Annotated in this window: 15 protein-coding genes and 2 pseudogenes; 7 read left to right on the top strand and 10 right to left on the bottom strand. The window is 66.8% G+C overall.

The features are described 5' to 3' along the window. The 3 genes and pseudogenes from ACLEQD_RS08690 to ACLEQD_RS08680 form a co-directional block, all read left to right on the top strand. A pseudogene (locus ACLEQD_RS08690) lies at positions 1-484 on the top strand (hypothetical protein); the annotation flags it as partial. A gap of 777 nt (positions 485-1,261) precedes the next feature. Next, a complete protein-coding gene (locus tag ACLEQD_RS08685) occupies positions 1,262-2,668 on the top strand; it encodes a hypothetical protein (protein ID WP_410383043.1) in 1,407 nt (468 codons plus the stop codon). Further along, positions 2,665-3,999, top strand: coding sequence for a hypothetical protein (locus ACLEQD_RS08680; protein ID WP_141593752.1), 1,335 nt, complete (start codon positions 2,665-2,667; stop codon positions 3,997-3,999). Before ACLEQD_RS08685 ends, ACLEQD_RS08680 begins: the two co-directional genes overlap by 4 nt. Before the next feature lie 69 nt (positions 4,000-4,068). On the opposite strand, the gene ACLEQD_RS08675 is transcribed toward ACLEQD_RS08680, so the two are convergent. Together ACLEQD_RS08675 and ACLEQD_RS08670 are read right to left on the bottom strand one after the other, a co-directional pair. Next, positions 4,069-4,812: a hypothetical protein gene (locus tag ACLEQD_RS08675; RefSeq protein WP_141593753.1), complete on the bottom strand. Its 744-nt coding sequence runs from the start codon at positions 4,810-4,812 to the stop codon at positions 4,069-4,071. 19 nt (positions 4,813-4,831) lie between these two features. After that, positions 4,832-5,401, bottom strand: coding sequence for a hypothetical protein (locus tag ACLEQD_RS08670; RefSeq protein WP_141593754.1), 570 nt, complete (start codon positions 5,399-5,401; stop codon positions 4,832-4,834). A gap of 343 nt (positions 5,402-5,744) precedes the next feature. Here ACLEQD_RS08670 and ACLEQD_RS08665 point away from each other — a divergent pair, with 343 nt between their 5' ends. Then, positions 5,745-9,527, top strand: a complete 3,783-nt coding sequence (locus ACLEQD_RS08665; RefSeq protein ID WP_141593755.1) for a hypothetical protein — start codon at positions 5,745-5,747, stop codon at positions 9,525-9,527. Between the two features lie 1,163 nt (positions 9,528-10,690). On the opposite strand, the gene ACLEQD_RS08660 is transcribed toward ACLEQD_RS08665, so the two are convergent. From ACLEQD_RS08660 to ACLEQD_RS08625, 8 genes are all read right to left on the bottom strand, one after another. Beyond that, entirely contained in the window at positions 10,691-12,817 is a 2,127-nt protein-coding gene (locus tag ACLEQD_RS08660) for a heavy metal translocating P-type ATPase (RefSeq protein ID WP_141594031.1), read from the bottom strand. Then, positions 12,814-13,965, bottom strand: a complete 1,152-nt coding sequence (locus tag ACLEQD_RS08655) for a TolC family protein (protein WP_410383042.1) — start codon at positions 13,963-13,965, stop codon at positions 12,814-12,816. Before ACLEQD_RS08655 ends, ACLEQD_RS08660 begins: the two co-directional genes overlap by 4 nt. Before the next feature lie 128 nt (positions 13,966-14,093). Beyond that, entirely contained in the window at positions 14,094-17,243 is a 3,150-nt protein-coding gene (locus tag ACLEQD_RS08650) for an efflux RND transporter permease subunit (protein ID WP_410383041.1), read from the bottom strand. Positions 17,244-17,256: 13 nt separating this feature from the next. Further along, positions 17,257-18,879 carry an efflux RND transporter periplasmic adaptor subunit gene (locus ACLEQD_RS08645; protein WP_410383040.1) on the bottom strand — a complete coding sequence of 541 codons (1,623 nt, stop codon included), beginning with the start codon at positions 18,877-18,879 and terminating at the stop codon, positions 17,257-17,259. Then, complete coding sequence (locus ACLEQD_RS08640) at positions 18,876-19,145, bottom strand: hypothetical protein (RefSeq protein WP_141594034.1); 270 nt, start codon at positions 19,143-19,145, stop codon at positions 18,876-18,878. Before ACLEQD_RS08640 ends, ACLEQD_RS08645 begins: the two co-directional genes overlap by 4 nt. Before the next feature lie 547 nt (positions 19,146-19,692). Continuing rightward, complete coding sequence (locus ACLEQD_RS08635) at positions 19,693-20,034, bottom strand: ArsR/SmtB family transcription factor (RefSeq protein WP_368670503.1); 342 nt, start codon at positions 20,032-20,034, stop codon at positions 19,693-19,695. 555 nt (positions 20,035-20,589) lie between these two features. Then, positions 20,590-21,423: a sterol desaturase family protein gene (locus ACLEQD_RS08630; RefSeq protein ID WP_410383039.1), complete on the bottom strand. Its 834-nt coding sequence runs from the start codon at positions 21,421-21,423 to the stop codon at positions 20,590-20,592. A 104-nt stretch (positions 21,424-21,527) separates the two neighbouring features. Then, entirely contained in the window at positions 21,528-22,145 is a 618-nt protein-coding gene (locus tag ACLEQD_RS08625; RefSeq protein WP_176436287.1) for a helix-turn-helix domain-containing protein, read from the bottom strand. Positions 22,146-22,834: 689 nt separating this feature from the next. On the opposite strand from ACLEQD_RS08625, the gene ACLEQD_RS08620 reads away from it, so the two are divergent. The 3 genes and pseudogenes from ACLEQD_RS08620 (at position 22,835) to ACLEQD_RS08610 (ending at position 26,669) form a co-directional block, all read left to right on the top strand. After that, entirely contained in the window at positions 22,835-23,440 is a 606-nt protein-coding gene (locus tag ACLEQD_RS08620; protein ID WP_410383038.1) for an RDD family protein, read from the top strand. A 60-nt stretch (positions 23,441-23,500) separates the two neighbouring features. Further along, a pseudogene (locus ACLEQD_RS08615) lies at positions 23,501-25,375 on the top strand (HEAT repeat domain-containing protein). A gap of 991 nt (positions 25,376-26,366) precedes the next feature. Continuing rightward, the gene (locus ACLEQD_RS08610) at positions 26,367-26,669 is read left to right on the top strand and encodes a hypothetical protein (RefSeq protein ID WP_141593104.1); all 303 of its coding nucleotides are present in this window, start codon (positions 26,367-26,369) and stop codon (positions 26,667-26,669) included. The last annotated feature ends 110 nt before the right edge of the window (positions 26,670-26,779 follow it).

The following is a 26,779-nucleotide window of genomic DNA, read 5'->3' as shown; positions in this document are numbered from 1 at the left end:
AGGCCGCCTTCAGCGAGGAGGCTTCCGTCAGGGCGCCTTCGGCCCGGACTACGAGTTGGCGCGCTTCCAGGTGGCGGGCCCGGCCTCCGTGCCGCTGGCGGAAGTGTCCTTCCCGGAGGGGGCTTCGGCCTACGGGGAGGTGATTCTCGGCTGGGACGCGGTGCGGCTGAGTGGCATGCGCCAGCGACACCTCTTCCTCTCCCTGGGGGTGGAGGCCTTCTCCTGGGGCCGGGTGGACGTGGACGGGCGTGTGGATGCGCAGCTCTTCCACCGCAACCTCACGGTGGGCGTCGGCGGACTGGCGACGGCCATGGGCCAGCCAGGGGCGCGCTATGTCGTCTCGGGAGAGGCCCGGTGGCGCTTCCTGGGGGGCAACGTCTACGCGTTGGGGCAGGGCGAAACGCTGCTGTTTCCCACGCCGGAAGGGACGATGCGGCCGGGAGCCTTCGCGGCCGTGGGGCTGGGGGTGGACAATGCGCGCTGAGCTATGGCCGTGCGGCGTGGTGGGCCTGGTGCTGTCCCTGGCCCTCCTGACGTCGGGGTGTGCCTCGCTACCCTCACGGGCGGGCCCTGGAGGCACCCTGGCGTCCGTCTCGGGCGCGACGCCCCTGGTGGCCTTGGGGCGCGGTGCTGTCGCGAGTCTCCCCGAGGACGACGCCCACGAGGACTTCGACGCGGAGTCCGCGGACGGACCGCTTCTGCACCGCCGCCGGGCCACGCCGTCTCCCCCGAATCCCGGAGGGGGAGAAACGGCGCCCCTGCGTGTGGTGGGGGCCCTGGAAGGTGTGTGCGGGGACGTCCCCTCGGGCTGGCCGCACCTGGACTCGGAGGACGAGGTGCTGGAGCCCTTCCTGGCGTGCACCACGCCAGCGACCTTCCTGGCCTTGCAGCGCCAGGCGGACATGCCCCGGCTGGTGGAGGCCCTCTCGGACTGGAACGCCGTCCGGCTGGGCGCCCTGGGCCCCCTGGAGGCCGAGGCAGCCCGCGTCCTCCTCAAGAAGCGCGCAGCCTTCCTCGCCACCGCCGTGGAGAAGCACGGCCTGGCCAAGGCGGAAGTCCTCGCCCTCTTCGTCTTGCACACCGCCCACGACGACGAGGTGCGGCAGCTCTTGCGCCTGCTGGCCAAGGACAAGCTGCTGAGGCGCGCCCTGGGGGCCATGGAGGTGGCGCGCGAGGAGCTGAAGCAGCGGGGCATGGTCCTCACCGACTTCCCGGAGCGGAGCTTCCGCGGTGGCGACATCGCGCGCGGGCTGGGACGGCCGTGGATGACGTCGCGGCCTCCATTCCCCTCGTCGGCGGAAGCCGGAGCATCGATGCATCCGCGCTGCCCGCGCAGCTTCCACCGCCCTACCAGGACGCGTACCGGGAGGTGGAGAACGCCCAATTCCTGGGGGCCTTCGCGCCCAGCAACGTGGCCCTGGCGTCCTTTGACTCCCTCACCTTCGGCGTGCCGCTGGGCTTCTACCACCTGGTGGCGGGGACGGCGCAGGGCAGCGTCTCCCTCGCCAAGGGGGAGTACGAGGAGGCCACGCGACAGTTGGCGCCCGCGGCCCTCATGGTGGGCCTGTACGCGGGAGGGAAGGGGGCGCGCGCGCTTCGTGAAGCGGGCATCTCCCGGCTGGAGCGCGCTCGCCTCCAGGCAGCGGTGTCTAGCGTGGAGTCGTTGAAGGCCGTGCTGGAGAGGTTGGAGGCGCAGATAGGGGAGAGCGGCGTGGGAGAATTGGCTCGCTACCTCCAGCAGAGCGGGGAGTCGGCCCGTCTGGTGGCGGAGTGGGGCGAAGCCGGCGCGCTGGCTCTTCACGAGACACGAGGCAACGTCGCTCAGGCACAGGCCGCATTGGCCGTGAGGTACCGAGAGCCCCCGAGTGCCGCGTCCACCGGAGGGGGCTCCGGGAGAAAGGGCGGTACTCGGCCCTCCATGCCTCCCGAGGCGGCTGGCCTCCCTGCTGAGGTGGCGGAGGCGAAGTTCAAGCAGTTGGAGGCGGAGTTCCCCGGGGAGCGCCTGTCGATGGATGTGGCGGAGCTGACGAAGCACCGTGAGGCTCTGCGGAGGGCGGCTCCCGCAGAAGTCATTGCGGAGCCCCTCTGGGCCGACTACGTGGCGTACCTGGAGACGCGGGCCGCGGAACTCAAGCAGAGGATTGCGGAGAAGGGGCCGCTGAAGTGGGCTGGCTACCAGCTCCTTCGTGACAGGTACGCCCGAGGCTTGGATTTCGAGCGGAAGATGGTCGCCATCCTGGAGGCGGACGCGGCCCTGCCGCGGGCGAAGCGGAAGTGGCTCAAGGACTTCGACCGGCCCCGTATCGTGACGCACGTGGGGGTGGCGAAGGCCGACCTTCGCTTCGCGGACGTGCTCGTCATCGAGGAGGGCACCTCTGCTGGCCCGCAGCCCCGCGTGGAGACGTTCAGCTTCAAGAGTCGGGACCTCAGTCTGCTGACACCGAAAGAGCTGGCTTCGCAGATGGTTGCAGACGCCAAGAACGCTCGGAGGTATTACGGCGAGACGCTGGACATCCGCAGGCCAGAGCTTAGGCGGACGGCAGAAGTGAAGAGAGTTCGTTTGGTCTACGAGGGTGGTAAGCTCAGGCCTGCTGATGCTCGTGAATTGAAGACTGCCTTGGAGGCCGTTAAGGACGAGGTCGAAGGAGTGGAGGTTCTGTTCCCATGAAACCGCTGACCCTGAGAGACTTGGACGCCAAGGACAGCCTGCGGCTTTCTTTTGAGGGAGCTTTCGACCAGCAGGCCGCCCTAGAACACGAGCTTGCACCTTTATTTCAGGCGCTTGAAGAGAATGCCGGCGACTGGATGCCGGATGTTATTGAGGGGAAGCGGAAGCGTACATACTCGCGTGGTTCAATATGGAAGGCGTTGGCTGAAGAGCGGCGGGATAAGAGTACGTCTATCGTATTGCACCGCTCGTCGTTTCCGGCTGTGTCCATGACGACCTACGTCGGGATTGCCACCCGTCGGCCACGGTTGAGCATCAGCCTCTATGTTCAACCAATATCGTTCTTCTCAGGTCTCGAACGCTGCCGCCTGTTCGTGGAGATGGTCAGAGCCTGGGGCATAAAACATCCTGCCGCCTATGCAATGGCGCATAGCATGGCTGATGATCAGTTGTCTGGCGCCCCCAGTTTCGGCCGGGATGATGAGACCGTTTATAGAGACGGATTCGATAAGGTCTACGAGCTATATTGGCTTAACCTCTTCGATCCGAAGCTGGTGGAGTCCGTAGGCCGAGAGCGAATGCTCTCGACGCCCGCGCATCTCGTGGAGGAACTCCCTAATGGCTCCGTCCTCCTGGTGCTGCGGCCCACCGCCGCCGACTTCGCGAGCGACGAAGCGCGTGTGGCCCAGGCCCGCGCGCATGTCCACCTGCGGCCGGACCTCGACTTCGACACGGTGCTGCGCACGCTGCGGGAGCGCAGCGCCGCGCTCGTACCTGTCGAGCCGCACTTCCACCCCGACGTGGCGCCGTTTCTCTCGCGGCTGCCGGACGAGTTCGCCATCAGCGAGCGGCAACGGAAGATTGCCGAACTCAACGCCTTTCGGCCACCGGAGCCGGAGGAGTGGCTCCCGGTCGGCCTTCCCGCAGATGTGGAGAATCCAGAGCGCGTCCCCGAATCCTACGGAGACCTGGCCGAGAGCCTCGTGGCTGCGCTGCATACCAAGGTGCCCAGCATCTTCGACGCGACGCCCGAGTCCCTCACGGACCTCGACTTCTACTTCTGGCGGGAGAACTTCCCGGAGCGGTATGAGCGGGACCTCATCGACGAGCACACGGCTCCGGCGCTCGGGGCCTTCCTGGGCGGCATGCTGGTGCGGCGGCTGGGCGGCACGTGGGTGCCGCGGCAGAAGCTTGAGGAATCCCAGGTGCGCGTCGGCCAGCGCGTCTGGCTGCCCTTCCTGCGTGCCCGCCGGTACATGCAGTCTCGCCAGTCGCTACTGGACTACTCGCTCACGCAGTTCTTCCATGAGGCGGAGAGGTACCGGCCCTGACTGGGCGAAGGTGAGCATGCCGGCGGCGGTTGCTGGGTGGGGTCGATAGCTACCGCCGCAGTCGTCGTGCTAGGCCCTTGAGGCGGGCGGCGTCAGTGACAACACCGCGCCAATCGCCCATGTCCATAGCGGGCGCCAGTCAAGGCCAGGAGCGGCCTTCGCCTCGTGCTGTGCCACGGCTTTCTCCAGGGGCATCCCCGGTGGCAGGTGCATCGTCACGACGTGAGCGGATCTCCCTTCGCCAGTGAGCGCCTCCAGACACAGGCGCCAGAGACGTGGCCCCGACTCTTCAACAATTAGGAGGTCGGTCGCCGTCCATTTGGCACCGTCGCTGTCGGGTAGCTCCAACCCAACAACGTCAGGAGGCACTCCAATGTGCAGCGCGCGGACGGGCAGTCGGACGTCCTCACAGGTGTATCCGTGGAGTTCCGTACCGCGCAGCGATGCGGCGAGGGTAGGGGAGACAGTGTGGCTGGTTTGTCCCGTGGCGTCGTAGACCAGCCGCATCCAATACTGCGCTGCGCGCCGCTGGAGAAGGGAGAGCATTCCCACGTCATCACCTATGACGAGGAGTACGGTCTTGATGAATTGGTCATCCTGCGTGGCTTCTTGGAGCCGCGCGAAGCCAGTGCGGCGGGCAGCGTCTTCCAGCGCGAGAAACGGGAACTGAAAGGCTATGTTGTTGGCGTCTTTCGAAGTGAGGCGTCCAGCGCGAGCGTCCTTAATGATCGAGTCGAACGCGACTTGGGCGTCGCCGAGGGCCCAGTATCGCCGGGCAGGTTCAGGTACGAGGGGCTGAGAGAGGATATCCATAGGGCAGGTATGGTCGCGGCTACTCGAATTTGTAGCCTGCGGCGATTGCGGCGGTCACCAGGGGGTGGTTTTCACGGGGCGACAGGGGGCCGACATCATCTGGACGCAGGACAGTGCCCCCCTCATCGATGACGACCACGTCGCCGCCACGCCGTGCGATGACGCCGCGCCTCGCCCCCCATTCCTCTCCTGCCATGAAGCGCATGGCTCCGACGAGCCCGCTCGGTTCGGAGTCTGGAGAGCCCGGCTGAGCCCACCAGATGGGCAGCTCGGACAGCGCAGCATATGCCTGTTCCCGTTCATCCCAGTGCTCCAGGAAGTACGCACCTGCCAGCCGGCGACATTCGTCGAGCGCAATTTCGTGATTCGTTTGGGGCTGCTCCTGGTGCTCCAGCACGCCGACGGGAACCCAGCCCTCCTTGGTTCGCGCCCACGCGGCCAGGCCCTCCTGCTCTTGTGTCTGGGCCGGGGAGGCCGCCATTTCAGCGTCGGTCAGGCTCTTGTCTCGGAGGAGGGTTAGCAGCGCCCAGCGGAAGTCCGAGGCATCGAACACCCTGCCGTTCAGCTCGCTCTGGACCCTCTTGGGCATTGGGCATTCCCCGTGCGGCATGGAGGCCCTGCCGCTCATCGGAGGCACAGTAGCGAGCCCTCCGTGGGGCGTCGAGGAGTTGCCGACCGCCCGGGTCTAACCCCTGAGTGGTATGGACCAGGAGGCTCGGCGGTGCCTTCGAACGCGTCGCGCCCGAAGGCATGGACCAGCGGCCTCTGGAGAGTCTCTGCCCGCGGGCGGAGGCAGAGACGTGCGGGCCCGGAGCGATTCTTCGAGGCGGTCTTCGGCGACCAGGGAACTCGTCAAGAGTTGGAGTGCCCGCTTGACGAGGGGAGTAGGGAAGGCGGCATCATCCTAATCTTCTGCCCGGACTAAGACCCAAATGTCGATTCCCATCACGAGCACTCCTGCCTATACGTACCAGTACGAAGCGGACGTCTGGTTCTTTCTGCTTCACGCAGAAGAGCCTGCGTTGGCGCTGGTGAATGAGCCTCGAGGGGGCGAGGATGCGGAAGCCACGTTTCCGACTAAGTCCTGGAAGGTGGAAATCCAGAGCAAGAGCGAGCGAGGTGACCTGGATCTTCCCCTCCTGTTGGAGTGGTTGTGGAAATTTCCCGACCGAGAGGCTTCCAATTCGCTCCTCGAACGGTTGCTCTCCAATCCGCAGAGCAGCGCGCTTGTCGTCGCGGGCGGGCGGTGCACCGATTCCATCCGGAGGTTGGTCTCCGACGGCACGAATACGGTGGGCGAGCGTGATAGCGGACTCGAACGAAAGGAGGCGAATGAGTTTCTGGGGAAGGTCTTGGACGTCACTGGACTGCCGGCAGGAACCGAGCTGGAGAAGAAACGCCTCGCGCATCGTTCGGCCCTGCGCCTGAACATTAACGACGTCTTTCGTCTCACCCGGCGCATCCATATCTTTGAGGAAGTGACGCGCGAGCGCATCCAGGCCGAATGCCGGCGGTTGCTCGTCCTGTATCGCGTGCCGGCGAGCCAGGCCGACCACGTGTTCCGGCAGATGGTGGACTACGTCCGAGAGAAGGTCCCCGACCGCGATGACGTGGCCCCTGGACTTCGGAAGATTTTGTTTGAGAGCGCCAGGTCGCGCGTCTTCAACGATGACGCGGAGCACATCGAACGGCCGGAAGAGAGGGCGCTGCTCGACAGGCTGAGGGACAAGCGCGTTCTTCTGCTCACCGGTCCCGGCCGGTGCGGAAAGACATTCCTTGCCAAGTGGCTTGCCCAAGCTCAGCAGAATCAGGGGTTCGAAATCGGGCGGGGCGATCCGCAGGAGGCCACCCGTTTTCTTCTTTGGGCGGGTGAATATGACCGCCTGTTCATCATCGAAGGTGCATTCGAGAAGGCGGCCAAGTCGGGAACCGTCCATCAGACATGGGAAGCGGTGGAGCAGGTGATCCGCGAGCTGCCGGAGCACTGCCTGCTTATTGTCACTGCGTCGAAGGAGTCGCTGCGCGACTTGCTGGACGCAGACGGTATTCCGACTCCGTTGGAGGGGTTCCCCTGGGTAGATCTCACGGTTCGGGATCCCACGCTCGCGGTTCGGATCTGGCAGAAGCACGCGGAGCTCGCCGGGCTTTCAGAGGTGGAGCGCGAGCGGTACTCCGAACACTTGCGCTCGCTCGCTCCTGACTTCCTCGTGCAGCCGGGGCAACTATGGCACCTTGCCCGCAACTTTCCCAAAGGCGAGACACGCCTGGAGGACTTGGACAGTATAGCGCGTGTCAATGCTATCACGCTGGCGGCCGAGGTTCGTCCCATGCCGGAGATGGCCCGGCTCGTGCGTGCGCTCGGCATCAGCACGACCGCGATGCGACCAATCCATCTGGATGACCTAGCCTTTCTCATGACGGATCGAGAAGACCGGCCGGGGCTCGACAAGTCGAATGTCGGCGGGCTCGTGTCGGGCGAGAGCGAGCCCCCCTTTCCATCCTACTCGCCTCCGCCGCGGTTGCCCGATCCGTATTCGGCTCTTCTCGACGAATTGGAGCGCAGAGGTTGGATCCGCCGCGACGGAGATCTGCTCCTCTTCGCGCATCCGGACTACGAGGAGGCGGCCCGTATTCTGTTGGCGCCGTTGCCCCATGGGCAACGGCGTGACCTATGGTCGATGCTGGAGCGGGCCACGGCGGGGCTCGGGGTGAACGCCGCACCCACGGCGACGAGGGGGCTTGCGCGTCTATTCGAGAAATACACGTCGGAGGACGACCGGCAGCAGCTTCTTCGGATCGGGCTCGGCGCGTTGCACTCAATCTTTCCTGCAGTCTCGGACGAAGCCCTCCTGTTCTTGCTGTTTCAGCATTCGCAGTTGGACAAATCTGACCAGAAGAAGGTCTGGAGATGGCTTGCCGACGGCGGACGAAGTGGCGCCTTGGTGTCTTTTCATAGAGGTCAGGCGTGGGCTCCGCCGCAAAAGTCCTGGGACGAGCTGTTCCGCGACCAAATGCACGAGGGCGATGCTCTCTCTCCCGCCGAGCTTGATACACCCGAGAAGGTGTGGAGGGCGCTCCAGGGTTCCACCACCCTTGCTGTGGTAGAGCACGGCCTGCGCTTCCCGGAGGTCTTCATCCGGGCGAAAGCCGCGAAGCGGTACATGTCGCTCGCCTCGCAGGAATCGGAGAGAGCGTGGAGCGCGATACTGGATGACCACCCGCTCGTACTCGCCGCCGCATTCAAGGGAGCGATTCGCAGCTGGCCGTCCTATTCTCCGGAGTTGCGGCAATTCTTCCTGGAGGGGCTTACGCGGGCGGCATCCGTCCCGACCGGCGCTGCGGCGCTCTCCGGGAAGATGTGGCGTTTCGAGTCCGAATGCGAAGTGGGACCCCCCGAAGATCAGGGCGAGCGGTGGCGGCTATGGGGCGCGCTGCTACCAACGTTTCTGGACGCCGCGCCGCCGCTTCGCTGGACGCTCGGCGAGGACACCATCTACGGGTTGTTCCACAACGCCCGGAAGTATCTGTCCCAGGATAGCCAGCGCAACATGTGCTGGGCTTGGCTCCGTTGGGTGAAGAGGGGGTTGCGGGAAACGCTCCCCGCCGGGGACACACTCGCGGTCGCTGACTTCCTACTCAAGATCGTTCCAACGGACTCGACTGAGCGTGGGGCGTTGCTCCCTGAGTTGTTGCAGCACGAGGACACTGGGTTCACGCTGATTAACGTCAGGGCATTCATCGAACGCTGGGACAAACTGTTGCCTGTCGAGCGTGATGCCGTGCTTGCTCTAGTAAACGGGACGCGAGGGGATCGGCAGTGGATCCGCGCGGTTGCCCTGACGAGTCGGTCCGTGCCTCCCTCTCTTGTGGAGGCGATTTGCGGGCGGGCGGATGGGCTCGGCTTGTCACCGGTGGAACTGGAGAAGATCGTTTCGCCGGAACTCTTCATGCGTTGTCTCAAGGTCTCTTTCGGGAACCCGCAACCTCTGTGGTGGCTGGGACTGCAGGGCGGTACCCACCCGGTCTGGCGCTCCGCGGCTGGTCACGTCCGCTCCCGGCCAACGCACGCGGCGTTCAAGCGCGCTTGGCGCGCCGCGTACTCCGTGGGAGACGAGGCGCCAGAGGCGCTCCTGTATCAGTGGCAGTCTCTGTGCGCGGGGGCGAAACCAGAGGATTTGGAGCCGCTCTTTGAGGTGCTCATGATCCTGACGGCCTCCATCAACATGGAGTTCCATGAGTATTGGTCGGCGTTGTGGCACCGAGGGTTCTCGGATGAGCAGCGGGCCATCTGGAGCGGGCGACTCGCCGAACACTTGGAGGAGCTGTGTACATTCTGGAGCCCACCAGAACTCTTCAAAGACAAATCTCTTTTCAACATGGTGCTGTCTCGGGTCCAGCCCGACAGTGCCTTTCTCGTTGCGATGGTCGAACTTCGGAAATCCGTAGAAGGCTTCATCAAGCTCGTCGCGGATTTCTATTCGTCGCCTGAAAGAACGCCTCGCCTGATTTGGACTCACGACCTCGTGTTGGAGCGACTGAATCCGATTGGCTCCGAGAAGGACCTCCAGAAGCAGGTCAGCGCAGCGCGCGACGCCGCATTCAATCGACGGACGAAGTTGTTTCGCGAGGAGAGCGACATTGACGGGGAGGACTGGACTTACATCCACCGAGTAGCGGGGCTGGCCTCGGACAAGCCGAAAGGTTCATCGGAATAGGGCCAGGACGCATAGCGTGCGTCCCGGGTGGAGGGGCCGCTGGAGCCGAAGCCCGTTGCAACCTCCATTTCCGGTGCCCCCTTTGCAGAGAGCCGGAAAACAGGCGAGCGACGACTCTAGAAAGCAGAGAGAGACGCCTTCCCAGAAACCTGAGAGCGGAAAGAGCGGGTCTCCAGGGGAATGTTGTTAACCGCCTTCCCCGCTGGTTAACGGCACCTGTTAACCGCTCTCGGTCTCTCTCTCCCCAGAACGGGTGAAAGAGCGGGCCAGAGTGCCCGTTGGCGGTGGAAGAGAGGGGTATCGCGGTCTGCGGGGTGGAGAGCCGAGAGAGGCCCTCTTCAGCACCGCGAGCCAGAATCCCTTGGGATTCAGCGGCTTAAGCACAAAGGCCCCGCGATATGCATCGCGAGGCCTCTGTTAAACAAAAAGGCCCTGCCAGTTGGCAGGGCCTTTCGAGTAGCTCCCCGAATGAAGCCCTGCGCGAACTCGTTCTCTGCGATTCTCTGAGAGGACTCAAACTCTCTGAGGGCCGAAAAGCCGAGTGATATCCAGCGGTTTCAAAGAAGGGGCCGGGGGCCCCCTTCAATCGGGGACCGATTGAATGTCCGCAAACTACATGGTGGGGGCCCTCCCGTCCATGGTTCTGCTCCGCTCGGCGCCCGCTTCCCAGAGAGTGCGTGGCGGCGGCGGCGGTCGCGGCAGGCTTGCGGGTGAAGTATTGGGTAGGTGACGGTCGCATGGCCTCGACCGCGCGCGGGACCAGGGACGAGCGAGGCAATGTCCTGGGGCTCCTGTGGCCAATCATGGCCCACCCGGCCGGCGTCCACGGCCTGCGAGGGCAGGCCTCCGCAGGCGGTGTCGAGCCAGGCCGTGCGCAGCAGCAGCCTTGGTACGCCCCGCTGGCGCTCCCCGTGCTTCCCCCCTTCGCCGTTAAGGCATTCGGTGGCCTCGGCCCCACACGCCTCGCTCACTCGCCTTGACGCACCCCATGCCCCAGCGACCGAATTTTGGGTAGGCACAGGGGCCCGCGTAGAGGAGTTGTCCGCTCTCCAGGAACATGCGCCCCAGCCATCCATCCGCGGACGTACCGGTGACGCTCGCGGAGAAGACGGGCTGCTTGTCCGTTCTGGAAGGCATGCCCTGTCCCCTGGACCGCATGGCGCTCACGCCCGCAGCATGCGCAGCCCGCTGCCGATGACGACGAACTCGCTGACCTCGTGAGCGAGGACTGCGATGGGAAGGGTGAAGGTCCCTGCGAGGGCCCCCACCACCAGCACGCTGATGACGAGCGCGGAGAGGACCAGGTTCTGGCGTACCACGGCACGGTTGCGCCGGGCGAGCTTCAAGGCGTACGCGAGCCGCTCCAGGTTGTCGGCCATGAGGGCCACGTCCGCCGTCTCCAGGGCGACGTCCGTACCCGCTGCACCCATGGCCACGCCGACGGTAGCCTCGGCGAGCGCCGGTGCGTCGTTGACGCCGTCACCCACCATTGCCACGTGTCCGTGCGTGCGCGTGAGCTCACGCACCCTGGCCGCCTTGTCCTCAGGCTTCAGTCCCGCGTGCACTTCGTCGATGCCCACCTCGCGTGCCAGGGCCTGGGCGGTGCGCTCGTTGTCTCCGGTGAGCATCACCACCTTCTTCACGCCCGCTGCGTGGAGGGCTGCAATGGCGGCGCGGGCATTGGGGCGGAGGCTGTCGCGGATGGCCAGCAGCCCCCACGGAGTCCTCTCATCGCCCACGAGCACCACCGTCTTGCCCTCGGCCTGGAGGCGCGTCACCTCCTCCCGGAGCGCGTCGAGACGAAGACCCAGCTTCTCCTCGAAGAGCGCGGGGCTACCGATGTACAAGGGGACGCCCTGGTAGCTCCCGGTGGCTCCGGCGCCGGTGAGCGACCGGAAGCCCTGCACTTCTCCCACGGGCACGCGTTCCTGTTCCGCACGCCGGACGATGGCCAGGGCCAATGGGTGCTGGCTGTGGCGCTCCACTCCCGCTGCCGCTGACAGCAGCCGCGCCTCCGAGTTACCCGCCTCCGTGGCCCAGGTGGGAAACAGGCGGACGTCGGTGACGTCGGGCTGTCCGCGCGTGAGCGTTCCGGTCTTGTCCAGGGCGACCACGTCCACGGTGGCGAGCAACTCGACGAAGGTGCCTCCCTTGATGAGCACGCCCTTCCTGGCAGCCGTGCCGAGAGTGGCCACGAGGGTGATGGGAATCGAAATGACGAGGGCACAGGGTGCTGCCGCCACGACGAAGACGGTGGCGCGCGCCAGCCACGTCGCCCACGCACCTCCAAGGAGGAGGGGTGGAACCACCGCGAAGAGGACACCGGCCAGCAGGACGAGGGGGCTGTAGCGCCGGCCGAAGCGCTCGATGAAGCGCTGGCTCTGGCCCTTCTTCTCCTGCGCCTCTTCCACCATGTGGATGATGCGGGAGATGGTGTTGTTGGCGTAGGTGGTCGTGGCCTTCACCTCCAGAGAGCCCTCGCCATTGATGCTGCCGGCGAAGACCGTGGCGCCCTCGCCCTTGTCCACCGGAATGCTCTCGCCCGTGACGGGGGCCTGGTTGACGCTGGAGGCGCCCGCCAGCACCACGCCGTCCGTCGCCACCGCCTCGCCTGGGCGCACGAGGAAGGTGTCGCCCACCCGCAGCTCTTCCACGGGCACTTCCACGTCCCTGCCGTCCCGGCGCACCAGGGCCACCTTGGGGGCGAGGTCCATGAGCGCTTCGATGGCACTGCGCGTCTTCTCCTCGGTGTAGCCCTCCATGGCCTCGGAGATGGAGTAGAGGAAGGCCAGCATGGCGCCCTCCATGGGCTCCCCCAGGAGGGTGGCGACCACGGCGGCCACCAGCATGAGCAGCTCGATGCCCACCTCGCGCTCGTTGAGGAGTTCCTCCAGCGCTTCCCGGCCGAAGTACCAGGCACCCGACGCGAGGGAGGCGAGGAAGATGCCCCAGGCCACGGCCGGTGGCGCCCCGGCGCGTGCTCCCAACCAGCCGGCCAGCAGCAACACGCCCGAGGCCAGCGAGGTGAGCACCTTGGGATTCTTCCAGGGGCTCACCGTACCCGTCCTTCCGCGCTGGCGCCTGGCCGGGAATCCCAGGCCCTCCAGCCGCTCCTGGACGGCGTCCGCGGAAGTCCTTCCCTCGTCCAGGGTGAGGACCACCTTGGCGGCCTTGGCGTAGACGGTGACGTCCACCACGCCGGGCGTGCCGGTGAGGCCCCGCTTCAGCTTCGCCGCGTCGTTCTCGCAATCGAGGTTCTCGACGTACAGCTCCAGTTGCTTGCCGCTCATCTGGGCACCTCCTGCTCGCTTCCGATGGCCTGGGCGAGCTGCGCCTGTGCGCTGTTCAAATCCGCCAGCGCTTCCACGTAGCCACGACGGGTCTCCAGCGTGTCCCTCCGAATGAGGAGCAGTTGGAGGATGTCCACCTTGCCAGCGGTATAGGCGGCCTGGAGAAGCTCCAGGTTCTCCTGCGCCGCCGGGAGGACTCCGCCCGCGAAGTCCCCGACTGCCGCCTGGGCCGCAGCAAGGCGCGCTGCCGCCAGCCGCGCCTCCCTTTCAACGCGGCGCCCGGCTGCTTCCAGGGCAGCCTCTGCCTGGGTGACCCGGGCGGCACTCACCCCCCGGGCGGCCTGGTTGCGGTTGAAGAGTGGCAGCTCGACACCCAGCGTCGCTTGGAGGATGTGCGCGTCCTCCTCGCGGCTGTAGCTTGCCCCCAGGCGCGGGGCCGGGAGGGCCTCGCGTGACGCAAGGCGTGCTTCCGCCCGGGACGCTTCCGCCTCCTGCCGGGCCATGCGCACCCCCGGGTGCTGCTGGAGGGCCGTGCGCACCAGCGCCTCGACGTCCACGCCCTTGTCTGGCGCTGAGGTTGCCAGCTCACCCCGAAGGTCGAGCGTGGTCTCCGCGTCCAGGGCCAGGAGTCGCTGAAGCTCACCGAGGGCTACGGCACGGTTCTGGATGGTGCGGCGGACTTCACGCCGGGCCCGACCGACTTCCACCTGTGCGGCGTTCAGCTCAATGCGCGAGGCATCACCCGCTTCGAGGCGACGCCGTGCCGTCTCCAGTGTCTGCTCGGCCAGCCGCACCGCGTCCTCCGCCAGGGTCACCAGTTGGGCGGCGGCCAGTGCCTGCCCGAACGCCTCGCGTACCTCGGCTGCCACCTCCGCCCGCCGTGTCCCGAGGCGCGCTTCCGCGGCACCCAGGGCGCCACTGGCGGCCTCCACCCGCGCTCCCCGTTGACCGCTGACCTCGATGCGCTGGGACAGCTGCACCGTGTAGTCAATGCTGCTGTTCCCGTCGCGTCGCCGGGGACCGGCGGCCACGTCTACCTCCGGATTGCTCTGAAGGAGGAGGGACGCACCGGACAGGCGTGCCCGGGCGGCCTGCACCTCCGCCTCTTCCGAACGCACGTCCGGATTGCGCTGGAGGGCCAGTTGCACGGCCTCCTCCATGGACAGGGAGCGCTGCTCGGCCGCGGCAGGGACTGCAACCAGGAGCCCCAAGCTCAGCCACACGAGCAGGGTCCGCGGCGGTGCTGCCCCGTGTGAAGCGCCAGGGTCACGCGCACTCATTGTTGTGCCTCCACCACGCGCAGCCCCCGGTCGCTGGGAATACCGGCAGCATCCTCGTTGGCCGCCTCGGTCCCCACCTTGTCCCGGCCCGTGGCCCGGGCGAACACCACGTACAGGACGGGCAGCACCAACAGCGTCAGCGCCGTGGAGGACAACACTCCGCCGATGACGACGGTGGCCAGGGGCCGCTGCACCTCGGCGCCCACCCCAGTGTTGAGGGCCATGGGAACGAAGCCCAGGGAGGCCACCGCGGCCGTCATGAGCACGGGCCGCAGCCGGGACAAGGCGGCTTCCCGCACAGCGGCCGTCAGCTCCATGCCGCTCGCCAGCAGCTGCCGCACCCGCGACACCAGCACCATGTCGCCCAGCATGGAGATGCCGGTGAGGGCGATGAAGCCCACGGCCGCCGAAATGGAGAAGGGCATGCCGCGCAGCAACAGCGCGAGGACTCCGCCCACCAGGGCGAAGGGTACGCCCGTCACCAGTGGCCGGATGCTCTCCAGGAGGTTGCGGTAGGTGAGGAAGAGCAGGAAGAGGACGAGCGACAACGCCAGCGGCACCACGAGGAAGAGCCGCAGGCGGGCACGCTCCAGATTCTCGAACTGGCCGCCAAAGCGCACGTAGTAGCCCGTCGGCAGCTCCACGCTCTTCTCGATGGCGGTGCGCGCCTCGTTGACGAAGCTCCCCAGGTCCCTGCCCCGCACGTTGACCTGCACCACCACGCGGCGCTTGCCCCACTCGCGCTGGATGGTGGTGGGGCCTGACACGGTCTTGAGCGTGGCCAGCCGTCCCAGCGGCACGCGCTCACCTGACGGTGCCGCGACCAGGACGGAGGCCACCTTCGCCGCGTCCTGGTACTCCTCGTCCAGGCGCACGGCGAGGTCGAAGCGCCGCTCACCCTCTCTCACCTCGCCCACCTTTCGCGCGCCCATGGCCTCCACCACGTCCAGCACCTCGTGCGCGGGGATGCCGTAGCGCGAGATGGCGGCCCGGTCCACGGTGACCTCCAGGACGGGCTGGCCCGTCACCTGTTCAAGGGTGACGTCCGCGGCGCCGGGCAGGCCCCGCACCAGCTTCTCTATCTCCTGGGCCTTGGCCTTGAGGACGTCGAGGTCGTCGCCGAAGAGCTTGACGCCCACGTCGCTGCGCACGCCGGCAATCATCTCGTTGACCCGCATCTCGATGGGCTGGAGGAAGCTCATCCGCATGCCGGGCATGCCCTCCAGCTCCTTCTGCATGGCGTGGACGAGTTCCTCTTGCGTTTCTGCGCGCTTCCACTCGTCGCGGGGTTTCAGGGTGACGAACAAGTCAGAGAGCTCCAGGCCCATGGGGTCGGTGGCCACCTCGGGTGTGCCCGTGCGTGTCCACACCCGCGCCACCTCATCCGGAAACTTCTCCAGCAGCACCTTCTCCAACTGGCCGCCGTAACGCACCGACTCCGAGAGGGACACCTCCGCCAGCCGCACCGTGTTGATGACGATGGTTCCCTCCGACAGCTTCGGAACGAACTCACTGCCCAGCTGCGTGGCCGCGAGCGCCGTCACGAGGACCAGGCCCAGGGCGCCGCCCAGCACGGCCTTCGGGTGCTTGAGGGACCTGTCCAGGGCTGGCTGGTACAGGCGCTTGAGGAAGGTGACGAGGCGCGGCTCACGGTGCCCGTGTGCACCCTTCCGAAGGGCGAAGCTGGCCAGCACGGGCATCACCGTCATGGACACCACCACGCTGCCGATGAGCGCGAAGATGACGGTGAGGGCCATGGGCCTGAAGAGCTTTCCCTCCACTCCCTCCAGGGCGAGGATGGGGAGGTACACAATCATGATGATGAGTTCGCCGAACAGGGTGGGCTTGCGCACCTCGACGGCGGCATCCCGCACCACCTCCAGGACGCTGCGCCCCGACTTGTCCTCGCCCAGGTGTTTCTCCGCGTTCTCCACGAGGATGACGGAGGAGTCCACGATGAGGCCAAAGTCGATGGCTCCCAGGGACATCAGCGTGCCGGCAATGCCGAAGCGCAGCATGGCGCTGGACGCGAACATCATGGACAGCGGAATGGCACTGGCCACGATGAGACCCGCGCGTGCGTTGCCCAGGAAGAGGAAGAGGATGGCGATGACGAGCAGCGCCCCTTCGAGGAGGCTCTTCTCCACCGTGTGCAGGACGTGGTCTACCAGCTCGGTGCGCTCGTAGACGGGCGTCACCTCCACGTCCTGGGGAAGGCCCTTCTTCACCTCCTCCAGGCGTGTGGCCAGGGCCTTCGTCACGGAGTCCGAGTTCTCCCCGATGAGCATGAAGCCCAGGCCCAGCAGGGCCTCGCCCTCACCGTCCGCGGTGACCGCGGCACGGCGGATTTCATGCCCTACCTCCACGCGGGCCACGTCGCGCACGCGCACGGGCACCCCGTTGTGGGCAGCGAGGACGACATCCTCCACGGCCTTGCCGTCAGTGAGGACGCCCACGCCCAGCACGAGGCTCGCCGCGCCCCCGCGCTCCAGCATGCCGCCACCCACGTTCGCGTTGTTGGCCTCCAGCGCCTGGTACACATCGCCCAGGGAGAGGTTGAACTTCTGGAGGCGCCGGGGGTCCACCACGACGTGCCACTGCTTCTCGTTGCCGCCCCAGGCGTTCACCTCCGCCACACCCGGCACGCTGCGCAGCTGCGGAGCGATGATCCAGTCGTGCAGCGTGCGCAGTTCCTCCAGGCTCTGCGTCTTGCTCTTGACGAGGTAGTGGAAGACCTCGCCCAGGCCCGTGGCCACCGGACCCAGGGAGGGCTTCTCGATGCCCTCGGGCAGCTCCACGCGGGACATGCGCTCGCCCACCACCTGCCGGGCGAACCAGATGTCCGTCTCATCGGCGAAGCGCAGGGTGATTTGCGACAGCCCGAACTTGGAGATGGAGCGCATCTCCTCCAGCTTCGGCAGGCCGGCCAGCGCCTGCTCCAGGGGCACCGTCAGCTGCCGCTCCACCTCGGTGGGAGAGAGGGCCGGAGCGACGGTGTTCACCGTCACCTGGGTGGGGGTGGTGTCCGGGTAGGCGTCCAACGGCAGCGCTCGGAATGCGAGGGTGCCGGTGACGATGAGGGCCAGGGCGCCCAGGAGCACCATCCAGCGATGGTGCAACGACCAATCAACGATTTGCGTCAGCATGGGATGGGTCCTCTCAGTCGTCCACGCAACCAGCGCCAATGGAGTCCTTGAGGATCTCCGTCTTCAGGAGGAAGGCGCCCGTGGTGACGACCTCGGCCCCGGCGGAAAGCCCCTGAAGCACGGGCACCTGATTGCCTTGCGTGGCACCGACTTCGACAGGCACCGGCTGGTAGACGCCTTCTCCCGAGCGGACGAAGACCAGGTGACGCCCCTGGGCCTCCTGGATGGCCTCACGCGGCAGGAGGAGGGCCTCCTTCTCACCTGACACCTGGATGCTGGCGCGCAGGAAGAGGCCGGCCTTGAGGGAGGCATCGGGGTTGGGCAGGTCCACCCGGACGCGGACGGTACGGCTGGCGGGGTCCACCGTCGCGGCCACCCGGCTCACCGTGGCCTCGCGCAGGTGACCGCCCTGCCCCTCGAAGCGCAGGGCGACCTTCTGGCCGGGCTTCACCAGGGTGGCGGATTCCTCGGGCACCTCCAGCAATGCCCACATGGTGGTGAGGTCGGCCACCGCGATGAGCGTCTGTCCGGCGGAGGCCGTTCGTCCAGCCACCGCGTCCCGCAGGACGACGGTGCCGGCAAAGGGCGCGCCCAGCACGTAGCGCCCACCGGTGCTGCCCGCACTCGCGCCCGCGGCACTCAGGCCCGCAAGAGCCGCCTGGTACTCTGCCTCGGCGGCGGCGAGCGCCGACTTCGCCTCCTGCACCTCCTTGAGGGGACTGATTCCCCGCTGAGCCAAGGCTTCCTCTCGCGCCAGGGCGGCGCGCGCCGTCTCCAGCCGGGCCTTGGAGGCCGAAAGCTGCGCCTGGGTCTCACCGACGCCTGCGGACGTGAGCACCGCGAGCGGCTGACCCGCCTTCACCACGTCCCCCACGTCCACCTTCACCTCGGCTATCAACGCCTCGGCACGGGCGGAGAGCTGAGCCAGGCGGTTCTGGTTGAAGTCGAGCTGGCCCACCACCTCCAGCGTCTGGGCGAAGGACTGTGCTTCGGCACGTTGGGTCTGGATGCCCGCCTTGCGCTCAATGTCCACGGACGCCAGCCGCACCAGGGTGCCCGGCTCGGGAAATTCCGGCGGCTGCTGCCCGGCCGCCTTCACCAGCTCCGGGTGGCAGTAGGGGCAGACGGACTCTGGATAGCCGTGCTCGCGGCAGTAGTCACCCGCCTCGATGAACTTCGCGATGAGCTGCGGCTTGCACTTGGTGCACTTGGCCTCGGGGACGCCGTGCTCTCCACACCACGCCTCCTGTGGAACAGGTGCATGAGCCTCTCCGGCCTTGGGGCCTTGCGTGGAAGCGAAAGTGAGATTGGGGTTGCACTTGAAGCAGTGGGACTCTGGGAGGTTGTGCGAGCTGCACCAGTCACCTTTCTCCTTGAAGACCTCTGAAAGCTCCGGGCTGCACTGCGTGCACAGCTCCGCCGGCACCCCGTGCTGGCACAGCTTGGGGCCCGCTGCAGCAGGGGAAGAAGGGGCGGGCTTCGCCTCTCGGGTGGCAACTGCCGTGGTGGCCTCCGTCTTCGGCGTGCGCGCCTCGGCCTTGGCGTCTGGGGCCGGTGCCTCTCCCTTTGTGCAGCCAGTTGCATGCGGAAGGAAGAAGAGGACAGCGCACAACAGATGCATGCGCGGGGGCTTCACTTGACGCCCTCCTTCGCAAGCTTCGAGTTGCACACGGCGCACTGAGACTCAGGACGCTGGTGCTCCTCACACCAGTCGCCCTTTGCCTTGAAGACGGCCTCAAGCTTCGGGTTGCAGCGCGTGCACAGGGGCTTCTTCACTCCGTGCTCGCACTTGACTGGGGCAGCAGGCTTCGTCTGGGCGGGGGCTTCTTCGGCGAAAACTGGGAAGGCTGTGGAGGCAAGCGCGAAGAGGGCGGCAAACGCCAGCGAGCGGGGCATGGACATGGGGCGACGACTCCGGCCATGGGCCACACCGCGGGGACAGCCCCGCGAGCGGGCCCACAGCTTGGACGTGAAGCGTGGTTGGACGGTGCGCGATGTGGCAGTCCGTGTCAGCGCGGACGGCGCTCGCGTGGCGAAGAGAAGGCGGGGAGGTCTGAGTCAAACCGCCGTAAGGTGCCAGCCTTGGGGCGCACCTCTCCCGTGGGCGTCGGGTGCTACGCCCTGGGAGGCTGGAAGAGTCCTTCAGCTACAGGGGGGGCAGGCGCGTGCGGCACTAGCACCAGCATTTCGCACACCGGGCGCGCCTCCACGAGGAGAGGCTGCGCAGCAGGCGCGACAACGGGGGGGCATTTGGCACACGGGCCAACAGCGCAACCCGGCGGGCACTGCTTGCCCCCGAGAGACCCAGCGCATTCTTCACTGCACTCTGGCTCTTCAAAGCCAAGCGCGGCCAGCGCATAGCGAGGGGCACCGGAGTAGACGAGAGCGAGAAACACCACCAAGAGGGCTCGGCTCAGGGAGAGGACGCGTTGGAGGCGAAGGGTACCCTTCATGCTGCCTCCCTGCCCTCAAGCTGCCTGACGGCGTCGTGGATGAGCCCCTTCGCCCAGGTGCTGGCAAGGGAGTAATACACGAGCTTGCCAGCGGCCCGGTACTTCACCAGCCCCATGTGTCGCAGTTGCTGAAGCTGCCGCGAGGTGGTGGCCATGGAGCGCCCAACCAAGTGGGCCAAGTCGCAGACGCAGAGCTCTGAGAGTGAGAGCGCATGGAGTAGCCGCAGACGGGTCGGGTCTGCAAAGGCGCCGAGTAGTTCCGCCGCCTGCTGGGCCGCGTCGGCGCTCAGCATTCGAGGTTGGACAGCCGCCACCTTCGCCTCGTCGACGTAGTCCACCTGACAGGCGTCGGCGGAGAGCGGAGTCGTCTCCTGGGGGGCTTGTGGTTGCCTCATCTTCACGTTTGCGTATATAAGCAAGTGACGCGCTCGGGTCAACCCTCCAACGCGCCTTGTGTCGCCTGCCCTCACCTCCGGAGGGCGGGGAGCATCGTGACGAGCAGCCTGCTCCATGCGGAGAGAATCGCCGCGGCCCTGAGCCCTGCGATGCCCGCGGCCGTCCGCTGCCCCCACGAGCCGCCGAGCACATATGCATTGATGCCGAAGCCGCGAAGGGGGGCGGGCTCGCGTCCGTCCAGCCCCCGAAGACGAGAAGGCATGCTGTCCACGGCGAGGCCGTTTCGGGCCACCGGCTCATCATGAACGCAGCTCCCCACTGCATGAAGCCGAGCATGAGCCAGTCGAGGTGCGTAGCGCGCAGTGACTTCATGTTCACCCTCGCGGCCACTCGCTTGCCCCAGGGCTGAAGCGGCACGAGTATGAACGTGCCCAGCAAGGGCGAAACGAAGACTTGGAGTCCTCCGTTGAAGGCCAGCAGAGCGACCGGGTCCACGCTCAGGCTTCCTTGCTACCTTGAAAGGGCTTGAGGAGCTGCGCCCAGTAGCCCACCGGGAAACCCGGCTCTTTGGCGATGCCGAGTTCATCCGAAGAGAACCGCTTCTCGGGCGTGTAAGACCACGTGCCCAGCAGGTAGTCCCAGAAGTTGGTGAATAGACCGAAGTTGACGTCACCGACGCCCGCCCACTTGAGGTGGTGGAATCGGTGCCCCGCATTGAGGGCAAGCAGGTACTTCAGCGGTCCCACCGAGTAGTCCGCGTTCGAGTGCTGCATGAGGAGTTGCACGCACGAGAGTGCGGCGAGCGCCGAGGCGATGCTTGAGGGAAGCCCGATGAGAAGTAGTGGCGCCACCCCCACTGTCATCTCCAACGCCTGGTGAAGAGGGTGCTTCATCAGCCCATTGAAGCCGTAGAAGCGCTTGACGGAGTGATGCACGGAGTGGAGTCGCCAGAGAGCGGGCATGCGGTGGCTCAGCCAGTGCGTCAGGGTGACGCCGAAGTCGAACACCAGCACGGCGAGGAGTACCTGGAAAACGAACGGCCATTCATGTGGCCATTCGTCACGCACGGTTACCAAGCCTGAAAGAAGCGGCAGCGCCAGAATGGACAGGATATTGGAGGCTTCATTGACGATGAAGTGAGCTAGGTCTCGCCCGACATCCCCGTGGGGGCGATTCCAGGCTGGCTCGTAGGGGATGGCGCGCTCGGCAAGGAAAGACACTCCGATGGCTGCCATGAGGAGCCCGCCAAGCCACAGTTTCGAGGCGCCGCCGTGGACAAGGGCTAGGGCTGCGCCGTTGACACCGAGGAGCATGAAGAGCGGGTACCCCATGCGCAGTGCCTGGCGCGCGAGGCGCGTTGGAGGGGCTTCAAGAGAAGTTGTCAGCATGGGAGGAGGGTGGCATCGCCGCACCTCGGCTGACTTGGAAGAACTGGCTACTTTGTTGGTGCGAACGGCTGCTCGCTGACCCACTCGATGCCCCGCGCCACCTCCGAGGGGGCAAGACCGAACATTCGCCGGAACGCATTGCTGAGGTGCGAGCTGTCCGTGAAGCCCGCGACGTGAGCGGCTTGGGTGAGAGTCGCGCCGCCCTGAAAGGCTTCTGTCGCCCGACGGAGGCGAAGCCAAAGGATGTAGGGACGCAGCGGGATGCCAATGCTGGTAGAGAAAAGATGACCGAAGCGCCCAGCGGACAGCCCTACCTCCTGTGCGAGCGCGCGCTGGCTCACATCTCCCGCTTCGATGCGCCCCGGGAGGAGCGTAACAAGGCGCTTTATCGCAGGATGCACCGCGCCGGGGGAGATTGCCTCACCTACCAATCGCATCAGCGACTCTTCCACAAGTCGCACCCAGTCATCCGCACGCACCAGCTCGGCTGGATGCGGCACACGAAGTAGAGGCGTCCCCGCATGAATCCACTCTGCTGAAGCCGTGCCCACTTCGAGCTGTCGTAACCTGCGGCCAACTAGGCCGTCCGGGTCCACGAATACGAGCAACGCACGCGCTGCCCCGTGTTCAATGCGATGAGCGGTGTCCGGAGGAATGACGGCCACCGTCCCCTCCGCGCGGCGTCCGCGCGCATCTACGAGCGCAAGCAGTCCCTCAGCGGCGCGAACGAGCTGGAACGCGTGGTGCGAATGCTCTTGAGTTGGGCCAACGGCCCCCAGGTACGCGAGCCAGCGCGGGCCTACCATCGCGCGCCCTAGCCATCTTTGTTCACGAGGCACTCCCGCCTTTTACCAGGATTGGAGTCCCAGGACAGGAGGTGCGCGTTTGAGGTTACCTGCAATGGGGGCCGGGGCTGACTTCAGCGCCCAGGAACATGGCCAAGGATAACTTCTCACCCCGTTTGGCGTCCGGGACAAGTTCGGACCGTATCCTTGGTTGTTCTGCCGCCTTTTTCGTCGGCATAACTACTCGCCGGCCCGTGTGTTCCCCGCTCGCTCGTCGTGACGCACGTATGGCACGGCGACCGAGATTGGTCACACTCAACCCGCTGGACGTGGGCACCTTCTTGGAGGAGCCGCCCTGGAGTAGCGCCCTCCAGGGGCCTCGTTTATTTGGGCAGGGCGGTCCCCCCCAACAGCAAATCCGGGCGTCGCGGTAACCAGCAGGTGGCAAGAGGCCTGCCATAATGGTCGAGGAGATTATACCTGTTGGGTTGAATTTGTGAGTGCGGGCGGGGATTTCTCGCTGAAGGAACTTGCCGCACGGGGCGAGCGTAGCTGTGCTGCGGCCCTCCATGTCCGACTTCCGCGAGGCCCTTGAATCGATTTCGGAAGCCGAATGCTCCGAGCATCCAGGCTTCTCTGCCGCCCTTGCCTGTACTCGTTGCGGCACCTTCACCTGTGCCTTCTGTGCCGCGTTGGGGGCGGGCCTGTGTTTCCGGTGCCTTCATGCGGCTCCGGAGCTGGCGACGTGCTGGGCCCGGCTCGCGGCATGCCTTGTCGATGGGGCGGCGCTCCTGCTTCCGTCCCTGTTCCTGGGCGTGCTTCGGTGCCTGGCCATTCCGGGCGAAGCGGCGATGAAGGCTCCAGCCGTCTACGCTCCGGCGCTCCTCGTGGTGCTCGTGCAGGCGAGCCTGATTCGAGGCACTGGCGCGAGCCTCGGCAAGCGGCTCTTGGGAATTCGAGTCGTCCGAGGAGACGGACTTCCGGCGGAGGTGTGGCGCATTGCCCTGCTGCGGAATGCGCTCCCGATGGCGCTGTGCGGTTACTGCGTCTGGTTCGGCCTCATGGATGCGCTCTTCATTGTCGGGGAGGAGCGGCGATGCCTTCACGACTGGGTGGCCGGCACGCGCGTTGTGAAGGCCCTCGGGCGCGGCACTCGTTCGCTGGGTGGTGCGTGATTGGCTGAAGCGTTGGTTTCGAAGTCCCTTCACCGAGAGGGGAGAATGAGAGGCGATGACATGGAGGGAGTGGTGAAGTCCGGGCGCCCCCGGTGGTTGGCTGGGCTCGTGTGCGCGGTGGTGGCGCTGGCGTTGGGGTGCGCCCGGCACACGTGGAAGCGGGACGACGTCATGACGTGGGAGGGTTGCTGCGAGGGCACTGACGCGTGCCTTTCTCTGCTGCAGGAACTCCACGGCCCCGACACCGGGGAGAAGTGGCCGGCACCGGAGCAGGCGTGTGCCGCCTGGAAGTTGGGGCGCGCGGGGGAGGACGTCGTCCCCCGGTTGATTTCGCTGCTTGAGCACCCGGAGCCCCGCGTCCGCGGCGGTGCGGTACAGGCACTGGCGAACATGGGGGAGAAGGCCAAGAGCGCCTTGCCCGCGCTGCTTGATGCGTATGAGCGGGAGCCCCGTGGGATGGCCCTGCACGCGCTCTCCTCCCTCGATGACGAGCGAGCAGCTCCAGCCATTCTGCGTCACCTCCTGGAGTCGCCCACGTCGACGCTGGAGCACCTCGGCCCGACGTTGGCCCCGGTGCTGGTGGGGGTACTGGAGAATCCTGAGTCGAGCTGGGAGGCGCTGGTGCTGGTGCGCCACGTGCTCGCCCGGCGCGGCTCCATGTACACGGAGACTTTCGTCCTGCGCCTGCGGACGCTCCTCGCGAGGGAGCTGGCGGAGCCCGCTCTCCGGCGCCCACCCGGGATGTCCTGCCCGGCGGCCCCCGCGCCAGGCTGCGAGGCGGTTTTTGACGGGTGCACCCGCGCGCGGCCTACGTGGCTTCGGTGTTGGCGGCCTACGGGCGCCAAGGGGAGAAGGCCGCGCCCGAGGTGCTGCAGGCGCTACAGAGGGGGGACGTGCGCCTCACACCCGTGGCGCTGCAGGCGCTGGTGGCCTTCGGGAGTCCTGCTGCGGTGCCGGGCGTCCTTGAGCAACTCGCCGCGCCTGAATGCCGTGCCCGGGCCCTCACGAGCCTCGCGTCCCTGGGGCCGTGGCGCGGCAGCCGCGACGGAGCCGCTGCTGCGGCTGCTGGCCACGGGGGACGAAGGGTGGGAGCGCGCGCGGGCAGCGGAGGCCCTTGGACGCGTCGGAGATTCAGCCGCTCTCGATGCGCTGCGCCAGGCGGTGGACGCGCCGCACAGCGAAGTCCAGGCCGCGGCGGTTGATGCGCTGGGCAGCTACTCCTTCCAGGCGCATGCGGAGGAGCTGAAGCCGCTGCTGCAGCAGGTGGTGGCGGTACACGCCTCGCCGGTGGCGCGGATCCACGCGAGGTTGGCCCTGGAATGGCGCTCTGACCAGGAGGTGCGGCCGGCGGACTCCATCGACTGCGCCCGCCTCATTCCAGGACGAAGCGGGGAGTGGACGGTGTGCGAGGAGGGGCACACCTCCGTCCAGTTGCACTGGGACAAGCCGAAGGCGCCCCCACATGGGAGTCCCTGTGCAGCCGTGCCTGGGGGGGATTCCGCGTCCGTCCTCGAACCCATGGGAGAGGCTTGTCTCGTCGGATGGGACGACGGGGAGTTTGGGGGCGCCCTGGGGGTGTATGAGGCCGGGCGGGTGACGGTGCTGGAGGAGCCTCAGGCCAACCCCCTGCAAGTCGTCAGGATGCACGGCACCCTCGTGGTGCTGGAGGGGCTGGCGCACCTGCTTGGCGGTGCAGGGCGTCTGGTGCGTGTCGACGCGTCCGAGGGGCAGTGGCGGGCCACGCCTTGGGTGACGCTCCCGGGGGCGCCGATGGCATACGCGCTGGACGAGGCGGGAGACCTCGTGGTGGGGACGACGGACCAGCGACTCGACGCAGTCGTATGTGGCCGGGCTGGCACCTTCGCACCTGCCCACGTGGTGCGCGTCACGAGGGACGGGCGCCTGGCCCCTGTCGAACCGGACGGACGGCCCTGACGCCACCACACGGGAAAGGGCGCCCCTCCCGAGGCAGGAGGGGGGAGGGGGCCTGGCGCGGGCGGGGGCGCTTCAGCCGCGCCGCGTCCGCGAGCGGAACTCGCTGGCCCAGCGCTGAGCGGTGGCCTTGGCGCGCTCGCCATCCGAGGGAAGGTGACTCGCTGGCGGCTTCCCGGCAGGCGTTGGCGCTCCAGGGCTGGAGGGGCCGTCCGTCCCCGTCGCCCCCTTCTTTCGCACCCACATGCGAGGGGCAGGGTTGACGGTGGGGGGTGGCGTAGCAGGCGCGGTGTCAGCCTTGGGCTTGCGCCCGCGCGGGAGGATGACGTCGGGGATGCTGCGGGGTGCGGCGTCCTCCACCCACGCGGAATGCAGGCGGCCTGTCGCCATCATGAGGCGCCGCTTCTGGTAGTGCGCTCCGCAGTAGCCCTGGCTGCGGTGGGGGCGCTGGCAGCCGATGACGGCACACGCCCTGGCCGTAGTCGCGGGAGGTGGGCGCGGGGGCAGGTGCTGCGCTGGAGCGGGTTGCGGAGGCCGCGCGTCGTGGCCTGGGCGCTGGCGCGACACTTCCTGTTGGGGCCCTGGGGCGAGACGCTTCGCCACCTCGGCCAGTCTCGCGACGAGGCTTGCGAGTGGGCGCGCCAGCTCCTCATCGAGGGCGGTGCGGAAGGCCGCCTCAATAAAGCTTGGGGACTTCGGAGCGGGTGGGCGGAGCGGCTGCCTCGTGGATGAGGATGAACCCTGAGCCGAAACGGGAGGACGTGGAATTTTGGGCATGTGTGGCTTTACTCGCCTTGCTGTGTATTCGGGGCGAATGCGCGTTGAGACGGCGGGTGATGATTACCATTCTTTGGGCATGTGTCGTAGTCGAGTATTGCTTGAGTGGAGGAAGGGAGCGCCCGCCTCTGGTGACAATACGCAGTGACCTCACGGAAATGGTTGTTGGCGTGAGTCGCCCGGCGAACTGGCACGTCGCGTGCTGTGGGGAATGCGGATGACGATGAGCGAGCGGGAGGCCCTCGCAGAAGAACTGCGGCGGGTGGAGGTGGCGTTGCAGCGAGCGTACGCGACGATGGACGGGAGTGCCGAATCGCGGACGCGGCTCGCCAGGGCGAAAGAGGAGTACCGACGAGCAGAGGTCGCGGCGTCGCACGTACTGGGAGCGGAGGATGCGTTGAGGCTGGTGGAGGCGAATGACTCGGCGTGCGCTCACCCCCCGGAGCAGGAAGCACTACGGGAGTGGGTTGTTCGCGGCGCGAGAGAGTTGCCCCTCAGTAGTGGCGAGCACCACGCATGAGGGGCGCGCCTCCTGGACGTGTGTGAAACATCAGGTGAAACAGGGCGCTTCGGCCGGCGGACGGGCCCGGGCCGCATGGGCATACCCTGAGAGGCATGCCATACCGGCCC

The organism is Corallococcus sp. 4LFB (genome assembly GCF_046520365.1).
GTDB classification, from domain to species: Bacteria; Myxococcota; Myxococcia; order Myxococcales; family Myxococcaceae; genus Corallococcus; species Corallococcus caeni.
This window is presented reverse-complemented; position numbering and strand designations above follow the sequence as displayed.

Coding starts and splice junctions, on each gene's coding strand:
- ACLEQD_RS08680 (WP_141593752.1), top strand. CDS start 2,665: ATGAAACCGCTGACCCTGAGAGACTTGGACGCCAAGGACAGCCTGCGG.
- ACLEQD_RS08675 (WP_141593753.1), bottom strand. CDS start 4,812: ATGGATATCCTCTCTCAGCCCCTCGTACCTGAACCTGCCCGGCGATAC.
- ACLEQD_RS08670 (WP_141593754.1), bottom strand. CDS start 5,401: ATGCCCAAGAGGGTCCAGAGCGAGCTGAACGGCAGGGTGTTCGATGCC.
- ACLEQD_RS08665 (WP_141593755.1), top strand. CDS start 5,745: ATGTCGATTCCCATCACGAGCACTCCTGCCTATACGTACCAGTACGAA.
- ACLEQD_RS08660 (WP_141594031.1), bottom strand. CDS start 12,817: ATGAGCGGCAAGCAACTGGAGCTGTACGTCGAGAACCTCGATTGCGAG.
- ACLEQD_RS08650 (WP_410383041.1), bottom strand. CDS start 17,243: ATGCTGACGCAAATCGTTGATTGGTCGTTGCACCATCGCTGGATGGTG.
- ACLEQD_RS08640 (WP_141594034.1), bottom strand. CDS start 19,145: ATGTCCATGCCCCGCTCGCTGGCGTTTGCCGCCCTCTTCGCGCTTGCC.
- ACLEQD_RS08630 (WP_410383039.1), bottom strand. CDS start 21,423: ATGGGGTACCCGCTCTTCATGCTCCTCGGTGTCAACGGCGCAGCCCTA.
- ACLEQD_RS08620 (WP_410383038.1), top strand. CDS start 22,835: ATGTCCGACTTCCGCGAGGCCCTTGAATCGATTTCGGAAGCCGAATGC.
- ACLEQD_RS08610 (WP_141593104.1), top strand. CDS start 26,367: ATGACGATGAGCGAGCGGGAGGCCCTCGCAGAAGAACTGCGGCGGGTG.